Origin of the sequence: Rhizobium binae (assembly GCF_017357225.1) — a bacterium.
In the GTDB taxonomy this organism is placed as follows: domain Bacteria; phylum Pseudomonadota; class Alphaproteobacteria; order Rhizobiales; family Rhizobiaceae; genus Rhizobium; species Rhizobium binae.
Map to the genome: position 1 here is coordinate 24237 of NZ_CP071608.1, position 15435 is coordinate 39671.

Below are 15435 nucleotides of genomic sequence, written 5' to 3' on the forward strand. Positions count from 1 at the left end.
GGCGCCCCATCGAGGTAATAGTAGCAAACCTGATCACGACCATTCTCAAATAATACCGAACACGAAAACGCAGGCGAGTGCAATTATTGGAGAAGCTGCGCCTTAATTGCCTGTCCAACAATGGTCAACTGCAGCACCGGTTCGCCGTGGATGAAGCTTTCCTCGACCAGCTCCATCTTTTCCAGCCGCTCGACGAGCTTCTCCGACAGCCGCTTGTCACCCACGAGCCAACCGCGGCCGACTTTTCTTTGCCGCCGAAAAAATGCGATTGCTCTCAGCGCTTCTTCTTGCGTCCGCGTGAGGCTGCGTATCGTCTCCCCGGCGGCCGGATGGTCTACCGTGTTTTGCATGGTCACGGCCCTTCGCCTCTGTTTGATGTCTTATCGGCGCCCGGCCAATCGTTGGAAGGCTCCGCTATTGGTTCCTCCGCCGGATCAGGGTCACGATCATAGGCGAGCTGTCGCTTTGCGAGAACGTCATGCAGCGTCTCTATGACACGCGCCGTTCCATGGCCCTCACTAGCGAAGCGATCGATGATCTCGGCGACGACATCATCAAGCTGCTGAAACAGTCGTTCCTGATTTTGAGATCTCTCACTCATCGAAAACCCTCCTGATCAACCACCGATCCGGCGTTGCTTCCAATCCTTATACGGTGCCAGCAGCTGGCCGGGGAACCGATCCTCTATGGCCGTCTCCACCATGGCGATCTGGGCGAACACATCGCTCTCATCGCGATCTTTAGGAGGAATTCTCTCGCTGCCCTCTTCAAGCTTCTGCATCATTAAAAACACTTCTTCGTCCGTCATCGCCGCCAAGCGATCCGCGAACTCCGCGGCATCGAATTCTTGTTGAGCGGGCATACCGTCACTCCTATGTTTCGCCATCGGACATCGCTAAGGGTGGCGCGCCTGGAAACGACCGCGCCGATATGTCCTTGAGATATGCTATCCGTCGTCCAGTTCAATCCAAACCGGCGCGTGGTCGCTGGTGTGCTCCCATCCACGCGCGAACTTGTCCACGCCACAGGCCTGCAGTCGTTCCCGCAGTGATGGACTGAGCAGAAAATGGTCAATTCGAAGGCCTGCGTCGCGGACGAAGGCGTTGCGGAAATACTTCCAGAACGTATAGATCCGCTCTTCCGGATGCAGCAGCCGAATGGCGTCCGTCCAGCCCATGGCTATGAGTTCGGCATAAGCTGCGCGAACCTCAGGCCGAAACAGAGCATCGTCTCGCCATCGCTCCGGCTTGTAGACATCGAGATCGGTCGGCATGACGTTGAAATCGCCGACAAGGGCGACCGGAACATCGAGCTCAAACAGTTCCGCCGCATAGGAATGCAGCCGCTCGAACCAGCGGAGTTTGTAGTCGAACTTCGGCCCTGGTGCCGGATTGCCGTTCGGAAGATAAAGGCAGCCAACGACGATCCCATCGATGGCGGCCTCGATGTAACGGCTATGGCTGTCGTCGGGATCGCCTGGAAGGCCGCGGCGCGTCTCGCGGGGCTCCTGATCCCGCGCTAGGATCGCCACGCCATTCCAGGATTTCTGACCGTGCCAGATGGCGCCATAGCCGGCGCGCTCGATCTCACGGCGCGGAAACTTGTCTTCCGGCGCCTTCAACTCCTGCAGACAGACGACATCAGGCTGAGCTTCGGTCAGCCACTGCAGCAGGACGTCAAGGCGACCGTTGATGCCGTTGACATTATAGGTGGCGAGCTTCACCGGCGCTGCCTCAGTGTTTGCGATCACCCTTGTCGCCCTGGCCGGGCTTCGCATCATGCTTCGCGTCGTGGCGAGCATCGGCGGACAGGGATCGCGAGACATCGACGCTCTCCTTGAACTTGCCTTTTTTGTCCCGCCGGACGTAACGTTTGTCGGTACCGGTATCGATCAGTTCGCGCTTGCTCATGGCAGGACTCCTTCAGGGTTGCTCCGGGAAGAAACGCGCGCGGCCACGAAAAGATGCACCGGAATCAAGCGCCTAGCGCAGACTCGTAAAACGAGCGGCACGGTTGGGCTAAGTCCTTGAAAAATGATTCGTTTCGACTCGGAACAATTACATTCTGATTCGCTTGAATCGCTTAAGTTGCGTGAGGAGTTTTGCGTCATGGTTGCCCCAAGAGCGAATTGGAAAGGCTTCATCAAATTCGGAGAGGTGTCGTGCCCGGTGGCGCTCTATACCGCGGCCTCCTCTTCGGAACGCATCGCCTTCAACACGTTGAACCGCAAGACGGGCAACCGGGTGAGGCGTGAGTTCGTCGACAGCGAGACCGGCGATCCCGTCGAACGGGACGATCAGGTCAAGGGCTACGAGATCGAAAACGGCCAATACATCATCCTCGAGCCCGAGGAAGTGGCGGCCGCGGTTCCCGACAGCGACAAGACGCTCAAGATCGACGCGTTCATCCCCTGTAACGAGATCGATGGGGTCCATTTCGACAAGCCGTACTATCTGGCGCCGGACAAGATGGGCACGGATGCCTTTGTGCTTTTGCGCGACGGCATGAAAAATGCCAAGGTTGCCGCGATCGCCCGGACCGTCCTGTTCCGCCGTGTCCGCACGGTGTTGATCCGGCCACACGGCAAGGGATTGATCGCCACAACGCTGAATTTCGATTACGAGGTGCGCTCCTCCGAAGAGGCGTTCGACGAACTGCCTGATCTGAAGATCGAAGGCGAAATGCTTGAGCTTGCCGAGCACATCATCGGCACCAAGAAAGGCAGCTTCGACGCCAGCACGTTTGACGATCGGTACGAAGCTGCCGTCGCCGAACTGGTGAAGGCCAAAATCGAGGGCAGGGCGCTACCGAAGAAGAAGGCTCCGCCCGCCTCCAAGCCCAGCGATCTTCTCCAGGCTCTTAGAGAGAGCGCTGGCATTGGTGGGAAGAAGGCCGAGCCGAAGCGGACGGCTGCCAATGCTAACAAGGGCACGTCGCGGCATAAGGCCGCCAAGCCTGCCGCTGCCAAAACCAAGTCCGCGGCGTCGCAAGCCCGCCGCGCCGGTTGATCGGAGGAGACCATGGCCGTTCGTCCCTATTGGAAAGGCTATCTGAAGCTTTCGCTTGTCACCTGCCCGGTGCAGATGATGCCTGCGACCTCCGAGAGCGAGAAGGTGCGCTTTCACACCCTCAACCGCGAAACCCAGAACCGTGTCGTCAGTCATTATGTCGACAGCGTTACCGGCAAGGAGGTGAAAGACGAGGACGAGGTCAAGGGCTACCAGCGTGGCGAAAACGAATACATCATGCTGGAAGACGAGGAGCTGGAGAACGTCGCACTCGACAGCACCAAGACGATCGATATCTCCACCTTCACACCGCGCGACAGCGTGGAATGGATCTGGCTCGACACTCCGTATTACCTGTCGCCCAACGATCCGGTGGGGCAGGAGGCTTTTTCCGTCATCAGAGACGCCATGGAAGCGCAGGACATGGTCGGTATCTCGCGACTGGTAATCTCGCGCCGGGAACGGGCCGTCATGCTGGAGCCACGCGGCAAGGGTATCGTCCTCTGGACGCTGCGCTATGGGGATGAAGTGCGTGACGAGGATACCTATTTCGCCGGGATCGACGACGACAAGACAGCGGACAGCGAGATGATGCCCCTGGTGCAGCAACTGATCAAAAAGCAGACCCAGCACTGGAATCCGAAGATGGTCATCGATCCGGTGCAGGATCGGTTGCTCGACATCATTGCGGATAAGAAGAAGGCGCTGAAGAAGCCGTCGAAGGCCAAGGCGAAAGCGCCGGCCTCGGCGCCCGCCCCGAACAACGTCATCAATATCATGGATGCTTTGAAGAAATCGGTCGCGGCCGAGACCCGGTCCAGCAAATGAGAAAACCAGCGAAGCCATTACTGCAGGACGACGGTCTCTCCGCCAAATCGCAGCCGCGCCGAAAGCGCGACCCGGCACAGCCGAACCTTCCATTCGATCCAATGCCAGACCGGGTCGAACCTTGCCTGGCCCTATTGAAATCGGCGCCACCGGTTGGACCGGATTGGGCCTACGAGATCAAGTGGGATGGCTATCGCCTAGCCATCCACATCGAGCCGAAGGGCGTCCGGATAATCACGCGTGGCGGCCATGACTGGACACTTCGGTTTCCCGCGATTGCAGCGGCCGCCAGAGAGCTCGGGGTAGGAACTGCGATCCTGGATGGCGAAGCTGTTGTGCTGAATAGCGAGGGCCGGTCCGATTTCGGAGCGCTGCAACGCTCGCTAGGCGGGCGCGGTGGTAAGCGTGCCTCCACGGAATCCGTCCTCTTCGCCTTCGACCTCTTATACTTCGACGGGCACGATCTGACGAAGACCGAACTGTCGGCCCGCCGCCACCTCCTGACCGACCTGCTCGACGGAGCCGTCGGCGCGATACAGCTTTCCGAGGAGGTCCAGGGTGATGGCGCCGAGCTTCTCGAGAACGCCCGCTCGCTTGGACTGGAAGGCATTATCGCCAAACACCGGGACCGTCCCTATCGATCCGGCCGGACTGGCGACTGGCTGAAGATCAAATGCATTCAGAGCGAGAGTTTCATGATCGTCGGCTACGAACGGTCAGCCACCGCCCGAGGCGGGATCGGCAGCCTGCTGCTTGCCGCCCGGCGTGGCCACGACTGGATCTATGTCGGCGAAGTCGGCACGGGCTTCAAGGAAAAGGACGCAGCCTACCTGAAGAAGACGCTCGACAAGCTGAAGACCAGGATGCCGGTCGTTCCGCTCCAGGGCAAGAACTACGTCTTCGCGCAACCGACGCTGATCGCCGAGATTGAATTCCGGGGCTGGACCGACGACGGCAATCTGCGGCACGCGTCCTACAAAGGGCTGCGTGAGATCCAGGATAACGCTGCGGTCTACGAGCTCGACTGAGCTGATTTTGACGGCTGTTGCCCCGTCCAAATTTTTCCGCCTGCTCTCTTGAATCCGAAATTTTCGAAAACCAAATCGATTGCCGCCGGCTGCTGAAGACAGAGCTGGCCTTGCTGGGAGCGCTGCCTTTCGGCGTTCCCGTACCCATGTTGCTTCAAGGAGGATATGGCTATGGCAACATCTTATGACTACGCACCGTTGTTTCGCTCGACCGTCGGCTTCGACCGGGTCTTCAATCTTCTCGAAAATGCCCAGCGTGCCCGTTCGATCAGCGACTGGCCACCCTATGACATCGTCAAGACCGGCGATGACAGCTACCGGATTTCGATTGCGGTGGCCGGCTTTGCCCAGGCAGATCTCGACGTGACCTTCCAGTCCAACCTTCTGACCGTCACCGGCAAGAAGCAGGAGACCGCCAACGACGGCTACCTGCATCGCGGCATCGCCGGAAGACCGTTCGAACACCGGTTCGAGCTCGCCGATCATGTACGAGTGAACGGCGCGGATCTGCAAAACGGTCTCCTGTCGATCGACCTGGTCCGTGAGATCCCCGAGGCTCTGAAGCCGCGTAGGATCGATATCCAGACAAATCCGGCTGTCACGCAGAAGACGGCCCCGGTGCAAATCGAAGCGCAGAAGGCCGCCTGATTTCCAGGCCTGTTCAATAGATCAGGGCGCCACGGCGGTGGCGCCCGTCGACATTCCGGGTTGGGAAGGAGAGAGCGATGAAACCCGATATGTTCAGACAACCTGTGACCATCCTTGTCGGCCTTGGCTTTCCGGCTGAAGTCCGAACAGTCATGGATGCCTACCGGCATCTGGCCGAATGGCCGGCATCGTTGCGCGATACGGCCCATTCGGTGGCGCTCAAGTCATGCAGTGCCGCGCTGCGCGGCGATATCGAAGCCGAGACCGCGCGCGGCCTGTTTGCAGCCTTCGCCGCTAAGCATGATTTGCTTGCGCCGGAAACCGACGTGATCGTCGCCTCCCGCCGCCGGCACGACAAAGATCCGCACGTTCGCTAAGGAGGCCGATATGCACGAGATTTTGCAGCAGGCGGCCAGCAACGCTATGGCAATGGGACCAACGGTCCTGCTCCAGGGCATGCAGGTTGAGCGGCCGATGGATGTGGTGAAAGCGAAGGCACTCTCTGCAGACGACAAAAGGACCATCCTGGCTTCGTGGGCTTCGGATTTCTACGCCGTCAACTCGAAGCCCGCTTTCAGACATATGCCTGGAACACCGGAACCGGTTTCTATTGATGAGGTTCAGGCTGCCCTCAAAGAACTTGATCGACGCTACGGTCCCTGACCACAGCTATCTCAGGCGGCCTGTTTCATGGACTTTGCCAGCCGCTTGATTGCATGCTCCATCGAGCGCTGCCCGTCACAGTAATCCTGCCAGGCGGCCGTCTCGGCCAAGAGCGCCGGTACCGTGCGGATGGTGAAGCGTTTCGGATCGAGATCCGTCTTCACCTGGCTCCAGGTGAGCGGCATCGATACGGTGGCGCCGGGACGGGCGCGCGGCGACAGTGGGGCGACGGCAGTCGCCATCCGATCGTTGCGGAGGTAGTCGAGGAAGATCCGGCCGTTTCGCTGGTTCTTGGCCATCTTGATCAGATAGAGGTCAGGGTTCTCGCGTGCCATCTGCAGGCAGACATCGTGTGCGAACCCTTTTGCCTCCGGCCATGTCAGCTTCTTGCCCTTCGCCACGGCAAGCGGGGTGACGACATGCAGACCCTTGCCGCCGGTGGTCTTGCAGAAGCTGACGAGGCCGAGTTCCTCTAGTCGGTCGCGCATTTCCCGGGCGGCTTCGACCACGGTGGAGAAGGGGACGTCCGGACCGGGATCAAGGTCGAAGACGAGACGACCGGGAACCTCAGGTTGGCCCGGTTCGCAATTCCAGGGATGCAGCTCAACGCCGCCGATCTGGGCGATGGCGGCGAGGCCCTCGACCCGATCGATCTGCAGATAGGGTTTCTTGTCGCCGAACACCTTGACCAGTTCGAGCAGGTTCGACGTTCCAGGCATCGCGTGCCTCTGGAAGAACTGCTCGCCGCCGATGCCGTCCGGCGTCCGGATGATCGAGCATGGCCGCCCTTTGATATGGTCGATAAGCCATGGGCCGACAGCTTCATGATAGTGGGCGAGATCCTCCTTGGTGACCGGCACCCCGTCATTGGCATCCGGCCACAGGGCCTTGTCCGGGCTGGAGATCATCACGCCCATCACCTGGGCCTTGGCGTTCTTGCCGCGTGCCGGCCTTGATGCCTTTGTCGCGGCTGGCGTTGGGGTCTCTGTCTTCGCCGGCGATGCCGGCTTTTCCGCCTCGACTTCGGCTGCGGGTTTATCTTCCCGCAATCCCTTAAAGGCGGCCTGACGGACCAGGCCGTCCGCCGTCCAGCCGGCGAACTGGATCTCGGCGACCAATTCGGGTTTAACCCATACGATGTTGGGATCCTTCTTCGGCGCGCCGACGCCCGTGAACGGTGATTTGTCGGTCTCGATCTCCCGAAGCTTCGGCAAGATCGTGTCGACCGTTTTGGCCCCGTAGCCGGTTCCAACCCGGCCGACATAGACGAAGTGGTCACCCCTGAAGACGCCGACCAACAATGAGCGGAACTTGCCGTTGGTCTTGGCATAGGCGCCGATCACGACTTCATGGCCAGCGCGGCATTTGGACTTCGCCCATGTCTCGGTGCGGCCCGATTGATAGGGAGCATCCGCCTGCTTTGAAACAATGCCTTCCAGCGAGAGCTTGCAGGCCGACTTCAGCACGGCGTCACCACCGGTTTCGAAATGCTCGACGAAACGCAGGCGTGGATCCTCGCCGGCACCATGCAGCAATTTTTGCAGCCGTTCCTTCCGCTCGGTGAGCGGCAATCGCCGCAGATCTTCATCGCCTTCGAACAGCAGGTCGAAAGCGAAATAGACCAGGGCGTCCGTCTTTCCTTCCGACAGTGCCGCCTGAAGCGCTGCGAAATCAGGTGCACCGTTTTCGTCGAGGGCGCAGATCTCCCCGTCAATGATGGCATCCGGCAGGTTTGCAGCCGATGTCGCGATCGCCGGATATTTTGCCGTCCAGTCCAGGCCCTTGCGGGTCTTCAGCGTCACCTCGCCGTTTTCGATGCGCGCCTGGATGCGGTAGCCGTCGAACTTGATCTCGTGGATCCATCCCTCGGCCGCGGGCGGCCGTTCCAGCGTTTCGCAAAGCTGCGGCGCGATGAAGTCGGGCATCGCAGACTTTGCTGGTTTGGCAGTTTTAGCTGAGCTAGTTTTCCTTTTAGTTTTGGTTTCGGCTTTGCGTTCTTCAGCAGCAAGGCCATGGTTGCTGTCCCAGACCGCATCGGCCTGAACGTCGCCGCTCTCCACCATGAACGGCTTCGGCTTCCTGCCTTTGCCAGCAGCGATCGCTTCCATAGTTCGACCCGAGGCTACGGACGTTGCGTTGTCTTCAAGGACAGCCGCGCCGTTTTCCTCGACCGAGAAACCGTCGTGGTGCTTGATCAGCAGCCAATTGGTGCGCTTGCCGCCATCGCGATCGTTGCGCATCCGCACCAGAACGAAGCTGCCATGCAGCCGCTCTCCCTCCAGGGTGAACTTGAAGTCGCCCTTGGCCAGAGCCTGCTCAGGTGTCTTGTTGCCTTCGGGCTCCCAGTAGCCACGGTCCCAGAGCATGACTGTGCCGCCGCCATACTGGCCTTTCGGTATGGTGCCTTCGAAGTCGCCGTAGTCCAGCGGGTGGTCCTCGACCTCGACCGCCAACCGCTTGTCGTGCGGATCGAGCGACGGACCCTTAGTCACCGCCCAGGATTTGAACACCCCGTCGAGTTCGAGCCGCAGATCGTAATGCAGTCGCGTTGCGTCATGTTTCTGGATAACGAAGCGCCTGCGGTTCGATGCCTTCAGCTTCGCCGCGCCGCTTGGCTCCTGCGTCTTCTGAAAATCCCGCTTTTGTTTGTATGTCGAGAGCTTGTCGCTTGCCATGGCAGTCCTCGCTACAAATCCGCCTCCTGTCACGTCTGGTTGTCACAGCGCGCGACCTTAGGAGGCAAAAAGCAACAGATTGTCGTTTTGTTCCATGGAGTTGGGCAGGGGCGGTGGACAACAGCGCCATTGGCTCTGAATGATCGACCTGGCACCGTCGGAATTGATATGCGCTGTCGGCATGACTGCGCTGCAGCAAAGTCTATTTAATAGGCGGCCAGAACGCGTATCATCCACCTATCGAAGTGATGCACCTCCTCCCGCATCAGTTCGATATGCAGACGTCCTACTCCTCCCAAGGCCGGTTGCGGGAACAGCAACACTCCTCCTCCCAGTTGCTGTTCGGTTATTTTCGAAAAGCCTGCCGCACCTCCTCCCGCGGCAGGCTTTTTCGTTTTGGCCGCTATCACGCCGTCGCATCTTTTAGGCCCATGTGCAAAACGCAAAAAAAAATGAGGCGGTAGAGTCACTTGGCTCCCGCAGCCTAGGCTCCTGATTCGTTTCATCATTTCGCCCACAGCGCTTTAGCGGAGCCTAAATAAGCTCGATACGACCGGCTTGACTCCGTCACGGACACGGAACAAAAGAGGAACGTCAACAATTTTCGGGGACATGAAGTCCATGCAACACGAGCCGAGGGAGGTCCGTGAACGATGTCGCGCGTCCATAGTCCTCGGGTCATCGAGGAACTCAGGGATCGTATTGCGCACCTAGAAGGCGGCGCGGCGAAGAAGTCTGTCGTGCTGCCCTTCGGCGTCCGGGAAATGGACGAGCGATTGCCCGGCGGTGGGCTGTCGTACGGGGCTCTTCACGAGGTCGCCGGTGGCGGTTCGGGCACTGTGGATGGCGCGGCGGCAGCCTTATTCGCCGCCGGCATTGCCGCGCGCTCGAGAGGCAAGGTGCTCTGGTGCCTGACGAGGCCTGACCTGTTTTTCCCCGCCATCGCTCAGGCAGGCCTACATCCCGACCGGGTGATCTTCTGCGAAGGCGACAAGGAGGAGGATGTCCTGGCTTCCATGGAAGAAGGGCTCTCTTTCGGTGGCTTGGCAGCGGTGGTCGGGGAGTTGGTGCGATTGCCGATGGTGGCATCCCGGCGGCTGCAGCTGGCTGCCGAAAAAACCGGAACCATGGGCCTCGTTGTCCGCAGATGGCGGCGACAGACGGAAGCGTCGGACTTCGGCAACCCGACGGCCTCGACGACACGATGGAGGGTGAGCGTGCTTCCGTCGGAGGAGCTGCCAGTGGCAGGGGTCGGCCGGGCGCGGTGGCTGTTGGAATTGATGCGCGTGAAAGCAGGCGAGTGTGCTGAGTTTGAAATAGGAGCCTGTGATGCCAAGGGTCGTTTGTGTCTACTTCCCCAATCTGGCAACAGACCGGATACGTCGACATGGAGAGGGAGCCGTGCCAGCTGACCAGCCGCTCGTCGTCATTTCCAAATCGGGGTCGAAACGCTGGATCTCGGCGGCCGATACCGCCGCACGCAAACTGGGCCTCAAGATCGGCATGCCGGCGAGCAAAGCCCAGGCCGTCGTTGCCAATCTGACGATGATCGATGCTGATCCCAGCGCCGACGCCGCTGCCCTTGAGCGGCTCGCGCTGTGGGCGCTCCGGCAGTACAGCCCGGTCGTTGCTGTCGATGGCGCGGACGGCATCGTCATGGATACGGAAGGCGCCGATCACCTGCAGGGCGGCGAAGACTTGCTGATCTCCGGCTTGGTCAATGGGCTGAGAGGACGGGGCCTGGCGGCGCGTGCTGCGGTCGCCGATACATGGGGGGCCGCGCATGCGATCACCCGCGTGACGTCGGCTGAAACGACGGTTGTCCCGGTCGGCGGCGTTGCGAGAGCGGTGACTGGCCTGCCGATCCACTGTCTGCGTCTTCCACCAGACACCATCCATGGACTGCGGGTGATGGGCGTCGAGACGGTCGGTGAACTCTCCGCAATGCCACGTGCGCCCGTGACGCTGCGATACGGTCTCGAAGTTGGCCGACGGCTGGATCAGCTCTTTGGACGAATGGCAGAACCGATCGAACCTCTGCGCACTCCGGAGCTTGTCGAGGCAGCGAAGAACTTTCAGGAGCCGATCGGCGCGGCGGAGACGATCGCCAAATATGTGCGTCGACTGGTCGGCGAACTGACCGCCAAGCTGGAGACGCGCGGTCTCGGCGTCAGGCGTTCCGATCTCGTCATCCATCGTGTCGACAACACCCGCCAGTGCATCCGAGCCGGATTGGCAAAACCGGTACGTGACCCCGCCCGGCTGTCAAAGCTTCTCTGCGACCGGATCGAGAAGATCGATCCGGGCTTCGGCATCGAATGCCTGGTGCTTGTCGCCATCATGGCAGAGCCGCTCGAGGAGCGACAAGCTGCATCCTCCCTGATCGAAGAACCCGTGGTCGACGTGACGCCGCTTGTCGACATCCTCGGCAATCGCGGCCAGCGGCTTTACCGGGTCACGCCCGTCGCCTCCGACGTTCCCGAGCGATCGGTGATGCGCGTCGGTCCGATGGCCGACGAAACCGGGGCGACATGGGCTGCCAAATGGCCGAGGCCGTCGCGACTGCTGGCCAACCCGGAACGGATCGACGTCACCGCTCTGCTTCCCGACCAGCCGCCTGCCGTCTTCACCTGGCGCGGAAAGCGCCGTCGGGTAAAGCGGGCAGACGGCCCGGAGCGGATTTTTGGCGAGTGGTGGCTTCGCCCGAGAGAACATGCCGCCGTTCGCGACTATTTCGTTGTCGAGGACGAGGCGGGTGAACGCTACTGGGTCTATCGCGCGGGTGACGGCGTGGATGCTGACACCGGCTCGCACCTTTGGTTTCTGCATGGGGTGTTCGGATGAGATATGCCGAACTCCAGGTCACCACGCATTTCTCCTTCCTGCGTGGAGCGAGTTCAGCCGAGGAACTGTTTGCCGCGGCGGCAGCGCTTGGCATTGACGCTCTTGGCGTGGTCGATCGCAATTCGCTTGCCGGGATCGTGCGGGCATGGGAGGCGGCAAAGACCACCGGCGTGAGACTGGTCGTCGGCTGTCGGCTCGATCTCTCCGACGGCATGTCTATCCTGGTCTACCCCACCGATCGGCCAGCCTATTCGAGACTGACCCGCCTGCTTTCGCTCGGCAAGAGCCGGGGCGGCAAGGGCAAGTGCGTTCTCGATCTGTCAGACGTGGAAGCCTATGCTGCTGGCCTGATCGCAATCCTTGTCCCGGATGAGGCCGACGAGACCACTGCCAGCCAGCTCAGGAAGATCGCTGCGATTTTCGGCGACAGGGCCTATGTCTCACTGTGCCTGCGCCGTCGCCCGAATGATCGCTTGCGGCTTCACAATCTTTCGAACATGGCGGCGAGACATAAGGTCAAAACGGTTGTCAGCAACGACGTTTTGTTTCATGATCCAAGGCGACGACAGCTCCAGGACATCGTCACCTGCATCCGCAACCGCACGACCATCGACAGCGTCGGCTTCGATCGCGAGCGGCATGCCGATCGCTTCCTGAAAGCGCCGGAAGAGATGCACCGGCTGTTCTCGGAATACCCGGAAGCGTTGGCACGAACCCGCGAAATCGTCGACCGCTGTCGTTTCGACATGAGCGAGCTTCAGTATCAATACCCGGAAGAAGCGCTCGTGCCGGGCCTTGATGCCCATCAGTCATTGACAAAGTTCGCCTGGGAGGGCGCTGCTTCCCGATACCCCGAAGGGATCCCGGACAAAGTCCGCAAAGCAATCCTTCACGAGCTGGAACTCATCCGGGTGATGAAATACGCCCCGTATTTCCTCACCGTCTACAGCATCGTCCGGTTTGCCCGGTCGCAAGGAATCCTTTGCCAAGGGCGGGGATCGGCGGCCAACTCGGCGGTCTGTTACTGCCTCGGCATCACCAGCATCAATCCGGAAACGGGTGACCTTCTCTTCGAGCGGTTTGTTTCGATGGAACGGGACGAGCCTCCAGACATCGACGTCGACTTCGAGCATGCCCGCCGCGAGGAAGTCATCCAGTGGATCTACGAGACCTATGGCCGCTCACGCTCCGCGCTCTGTTCCACCGTCACCCGCTACCGCGCCAAAGGCGCGCTGCGGGATGTCGGTAAAGCTTTAGGGTTGCCGGAAGATCTGATCACTCAGCTCTCCTCTGGGGTCTGGGGCTGGTCCGAAGGTGTCGGCGAGAAGCAGCTCATCGACAACAACATGAATACCGCCGACTATCGCCTGAAGCTGGCGCTGGATCTTTCGGCCCAGCTGATGGGCGCGCCGCGCCATCTCGGCCAGCATCCGGGCGGTTTCGTCCTGACGCAGGACCGGCTGGACGATCTGGTGCCGATCGAACCGGCGACCATGAAGGACCGCCAGGTCGTCGAATGGGACAAGGACGACATTGAGGCGCTGAAGTTCATGAAGGTCGATGTGCTCGCGCTCGGCATGTTGACCTGCATGGCGAAATCGTTCGAGCTGCTGAAAGAACACAAGAACATCCCAATGGGCCTGTCCGATATCGAGCAGGAGGATCCGGCCACCTATGCGATGATCCGCAAGGCCGACACGCTTGGCACGTTCCAGATCGAGAGCCGCGCCCAGATGGCGATGCTGCCGCGCCTGAAGCCCCGGACGTTTTACGACCTGGTCGTCCAGGTGGCGATCGTCAGGCCCGGACCCATTCAGGGCGATATGGTGCATCCGTATCTGAGGCGGCGCGAAGGCAAGGAAAAGGTCGAGTATCCGACGCCTGAGCTCGAAGCGGTCCTCGGCAAGACGCTCGGCGTTCCGCTGTTTCAGGAAAGTGCGATGAAGGTTGCCATGACCTGCGCGGGTTTCACGGCCGGCGAGGCGGACCAGCTCAGGCGCGCGATGGCGACGTTCAAGTTCACAGGCGGCGTGTCGAAGTTTAAGGACAAGCTGGTCGAGGGCATGGTCAAGAACGACTACACACGCGAATTCGCCGAAAAAACCTTCGCGCAGCTCGAAGGGTTCGGATCGTATGGCTTTCCAGAAAGCCATGCAGCGAGTTTCGCGCTGATCGCCTATGCGAGTTCGTGGGTGAAGTGTCACCACCCCGATGTGTTTTGTGCTGCCTTGCTCAATAGCCAGCCCATGGGGTTCTACAGCGTCGCGCAGATCGTGCAGGATGCCCGAAACCACGGTGTCGAAGTTCGGCCCGTCTGTGTGAACCGGTCACGCTGGGACTGCACGATGGAGCGGATTGGTAATTCCGACCGGTTTGCTGTCAGGCTTGGCATGCGCGTCGTCAAGGGCCTGTCCACCAACGATGCCGCCCGGATCATCCTGGCTCGGGCAGACCAGCCGTTCGCATCGGCTGACGACATGTGGCGACGCTCAGGGGTCTCGCCATCATCGCTGGTCAAGCTGGCCGAAGCGGATGCTTTCCTGCCATCGCTGCGACTGGAACGGCGGCACGCACTCTGGGACATCAAGGCGCTCCGGGATGAACCCCTGGAGCTTTGGGCGGCTGCCGCCGAGCGCGAAGCCAAGGTCATCGCGGAAATGCATGAACCCGAAGTAGCGCTGAAATCGATGACCGAGGGCAGGGAGGTCGTCGAGGACTACTCGCATACGGGTCTGACCCTGCGAGCGCATCCGGTATCGTTTCTCCGAAAGGACCTCGATCGCAAGGGCATCGTCACCTGCGCGGAGGCGATGGGACAACGCGACGGACGATGGTTGTGGACGGCCGGCCTGGTTCTCGTGCGACAACGGCCAGGATCGGCGAAGGGCGTGATGTTCCTCACGTTGGAAGACGAGACCGGTATCGTCAACGCGGTCGTCTGGCCGTCGCTGTTTGAACGCCAGCGGCGGGTTCTGATGACCGCGAGCATGATGGCCATCAACGGACGCATTCAACGAGAAGGCGAGGTCGTTCACCTCGTCGCTCAGCGCCTGTTCGATTTCTCCACCGACCTGGCGAGCGTTGGTAACCGGGACGGCGGCCTTGGTGACTTCCCGCTGCCCCATGGCCGTGGCGATCAGGTCAAGCACGGAGGAGGACCGGATCCACGGGATAATCCCAAGCCCGCTGTGCAAACTCGGGACATTTATATTCCCGATCTCCATATCGATAATCTGAAGATCAAATCCAGAAACTTCCACTGAGGAGACCGATGTGTCGCGCCTGTTTGCAGTCACCAAAAGCCTGGAGGAGATTGTCACGCATTTCGCGGTCGACATGGCGCCGGCCGTTAAGGTGCCGAGCGAAACTGTCGAAGGCACTCCCGGACTGATCGTGTTGGAGAAGGATGGACTGCGGCTGCTGAAGTCGATTCCTTGGGGCTTCCCACGGCAGACACGTGACATGCGACGGGAGGGCGAGCCCCCGAGCCGAATAGGCCTCGTCGCCGATCTCACCAATCCGCTCTGGGATCGAATCGTCGTTCATCCCAGATATCGCTGCTTGATCCCTCTGACACACTTCGCAAATCCCGACGGTGTCAAAGGGGCAAAAACCCGATCGTGGTTTTCGAAGAACCGCCAACCTTTGATGGCCTGGGTGTTGATTTGCGCTGAGAGTTGACCCGGGACTGCGGGAAAATATCACTGAGAATTGACCCATGTTTCAATCATCCCCTGTGGT

The 15435-nt window shown here is 60.4% G+C and carries 16 protein-coding genes; 10 read left to right on the top strand and 6 right to left on the bottom strand.

All coding sequences use genetic code 11. From position 1 onward, the window contains the following. Positions 1–83: 83 nt before the first annotated feature. From J2J99_RS29310 to J2J99_RS29330, 5 genes are all read right to left on the bottom strand, one after another. Entirely contained in the window at positions 84–350 is a 267-nt protein-coding gene (locus tag J2J99_RS29310) for a hypothetical protein (RefSeq protein ID WP_168302198.1), read from the bottom strand. Between the two features lie 2 nt (positions 351–352). After that, positions 353–601: a hypothetical protein gene (locus J2J99_RS29315; RefSeq protein WP_205919301.1), complete on the bottom strand. Its 249-nt coding sequence runs from the start codon at positions 599–601 to the stop codon at positions 353–355. A gap of 15 nt (positions 602–616) precedes the next feature. After that, positions 617–862 (bottom strand): hypothetical protein, encoded by a 246-nt coding sequence (locus tag J2J99_RS29320; RefSeq protein WP_168302186.1) that lies wholly within the window; start codon positions 860–862, stop codon positions 617–619. Positions 863–946: 84 nt separating this feature from the next. Next, a complete protein-coding gene (xth, locus tag J2J99_RS29325) occupies positions 947–1723 on the bottom strand; it encodes an exodeoxyribonuclease III (protein WP_168302200.1) in 777 nt (258 codons plus the stop codon). 10 nt (positions 1724–1733) lie between these two features. Then, complete coding sequence (locus J2J99_RS29330) at positions 1734–1910, bottom strand: hypothetical protein (RefSeq protein WP_168302187.1); 177 nt, start codon at positions 1908–1910, stop codon at positions 1734–1736. A gap of 198 nt (positions 1911–2108) precedes the next feature. Between J2J99_RS29330 and ku (J2J99_RS29335) the strand changes: the two genes are divergently transcribed. The 6 genes from ku (J2J99_RS29335) to J2J99_RS29360 all read left to right on the top strand — a co-directional run bounded on the left by ku (J2J99_RS29335) (position 2109) and on the right by J2J99_RS29360 (position 6175). Further along, a complete protein-coding gene (ku, locus tag J2J99_RS29335) occupies positions 2109–3008 on the top strand; it encodes a non-homologous end joining protein Ku (RefSeq protein WP_168302188.1) in 900 nt (299 codons plus the stop codon). Positions 3009–3020: 12 nt separating this feature from the next. Then, positions 3021–3836: a non-homologous end joining protein Ku gene (gene ku, locus J2J99_RS29340; protein ID WP_168302189.1), complete on the top strand. Its 816-nt coding sequence runs from the start codon at positions 3021–3023 to the stop codon at positions 3834–3836. Continuing rightward, on the top strand, positions 3833–4864 hold the full coding sequence (ligD, locus tag J2J99_RS29345; protein ID WP_168302190.1) for a non-homologous end-joining DNA ligase: 1032 nt from the start codon (positions 3833–3835) through the stop codon (positions 4862–4864). The genes ku (J2J99_RS29340) and ligD (J2J99_RS29345) overlap by 4 nt, the downstream gene beginning before the upstream one ends. A 171-nt stretch (positions 4865–5035) precedes the next feature. Beyond that, complete coding sequence (locus tag J2J99_RS29350) at positions 5036–5512, top strand: Hsp20 family protein (RefSeq protein WP_168302191.1); 477 nt, start codon at positions 5036–5038, stop codon at positions 5510–5512. Between the two features lie 77 nt (positions 5513–5589). Next, positions 5590–5889, top strand: coding sequence for a DUF982 domain-containing protein (locus tag J2J99_RS29355; protein WP_168302192.1), 300 nt, complete (start codon positions 5590–5592; stop codon positions 5887–5889). 10 nt (positions 5890–5899) lie between these two features. Further along, a complete protein-coding gene (locus J2J99_RS29360; protein WP_168302193.1) occupies positions 5900–6175 on the top strand; it encodes a hypothetical protein in 276 nt (91 codons plus the stop codon). Positions 6176–6186: 11 nt separating this feature from the next. Here the strand turns inward: J2J99_RS29360 and ligD (J2J99_RS29365) are convergent, their stop codons facing one another. Beyond that, positions 6187–8850: a DNA ligase D gene (ligD, locus tag J2J99_RS29365; RefSeq protein ID WP_168302194.1), complete on the bottom strand. Its 2664-nt coding sequence runs from the start codon at positions 8848–8850 to the stop codon at positions 6187–6189. A 653-nt stretch (positions 8851–9503) separates the two neighbouring features. Between ligD (J2J99_RS29365) and J2J99_RS29370 the strand changes: the two genes are divergently transcribed. The 4 genes from J2J99_RS29370 to J2J99_RS29385 are packed head-to-tail and all read left to right on the top strand — an operon-like array spanning position 9504 to position 15375. After that, positions 9504–10262, top strand: a complete 759-nt coding sequence (locus J2J99_RS29370; protein ID WP_168302195.1) for an ImuA family protein — start codon at positions 9504–9506, stop codon at positions 10260–10262. Continuing rightward, the gene (locus J2J99_RS29375; protein ID WP_205919302.1) at positions 10180–11694 is read left to right on the top strand and encodes a Y-family DNA polymerase; all 1515 of its coding nucleotides are present in this window, start codon (positions 10180–10182) and stop codon (positions 11692–11694) included. The genes J2J99_RS29370 and J2J99_RS29375 overlap by 83 nt, the downstream gene beginning before the upstream one ends. After that, positions 11691–14957 carry an error-prone DNA polymerase gene (locus tag J2J99_RS29380; protein ID WP_168302197.1) on the top strand — a complete coding sequence of 1089 codons (3267 nt, stop codon included), beginning with the start codon at positions 11691–11693 and terminating at the stop codon, positions 14955–14957. Before J2J99_RS29375 ends, J2J99_RS29380 begins: the two co-directional genes overlap by 4 nt. 10 nt (positions 14958–14967) lie before the next feature. Beyond that, the gene (locus tag J2J99_RS29385) at positions 14968–15375 is read left to right on the top strand and encodes a hypothetical protein (RefSeq protein WP_246735468.1); all 408 of its coding nucleotides are present in this window, start codon (positions 14968–14970) and stop codon (positions 15373–15375) included. Positions 15376–15435 lie beyond the last annotated feature (60 nt).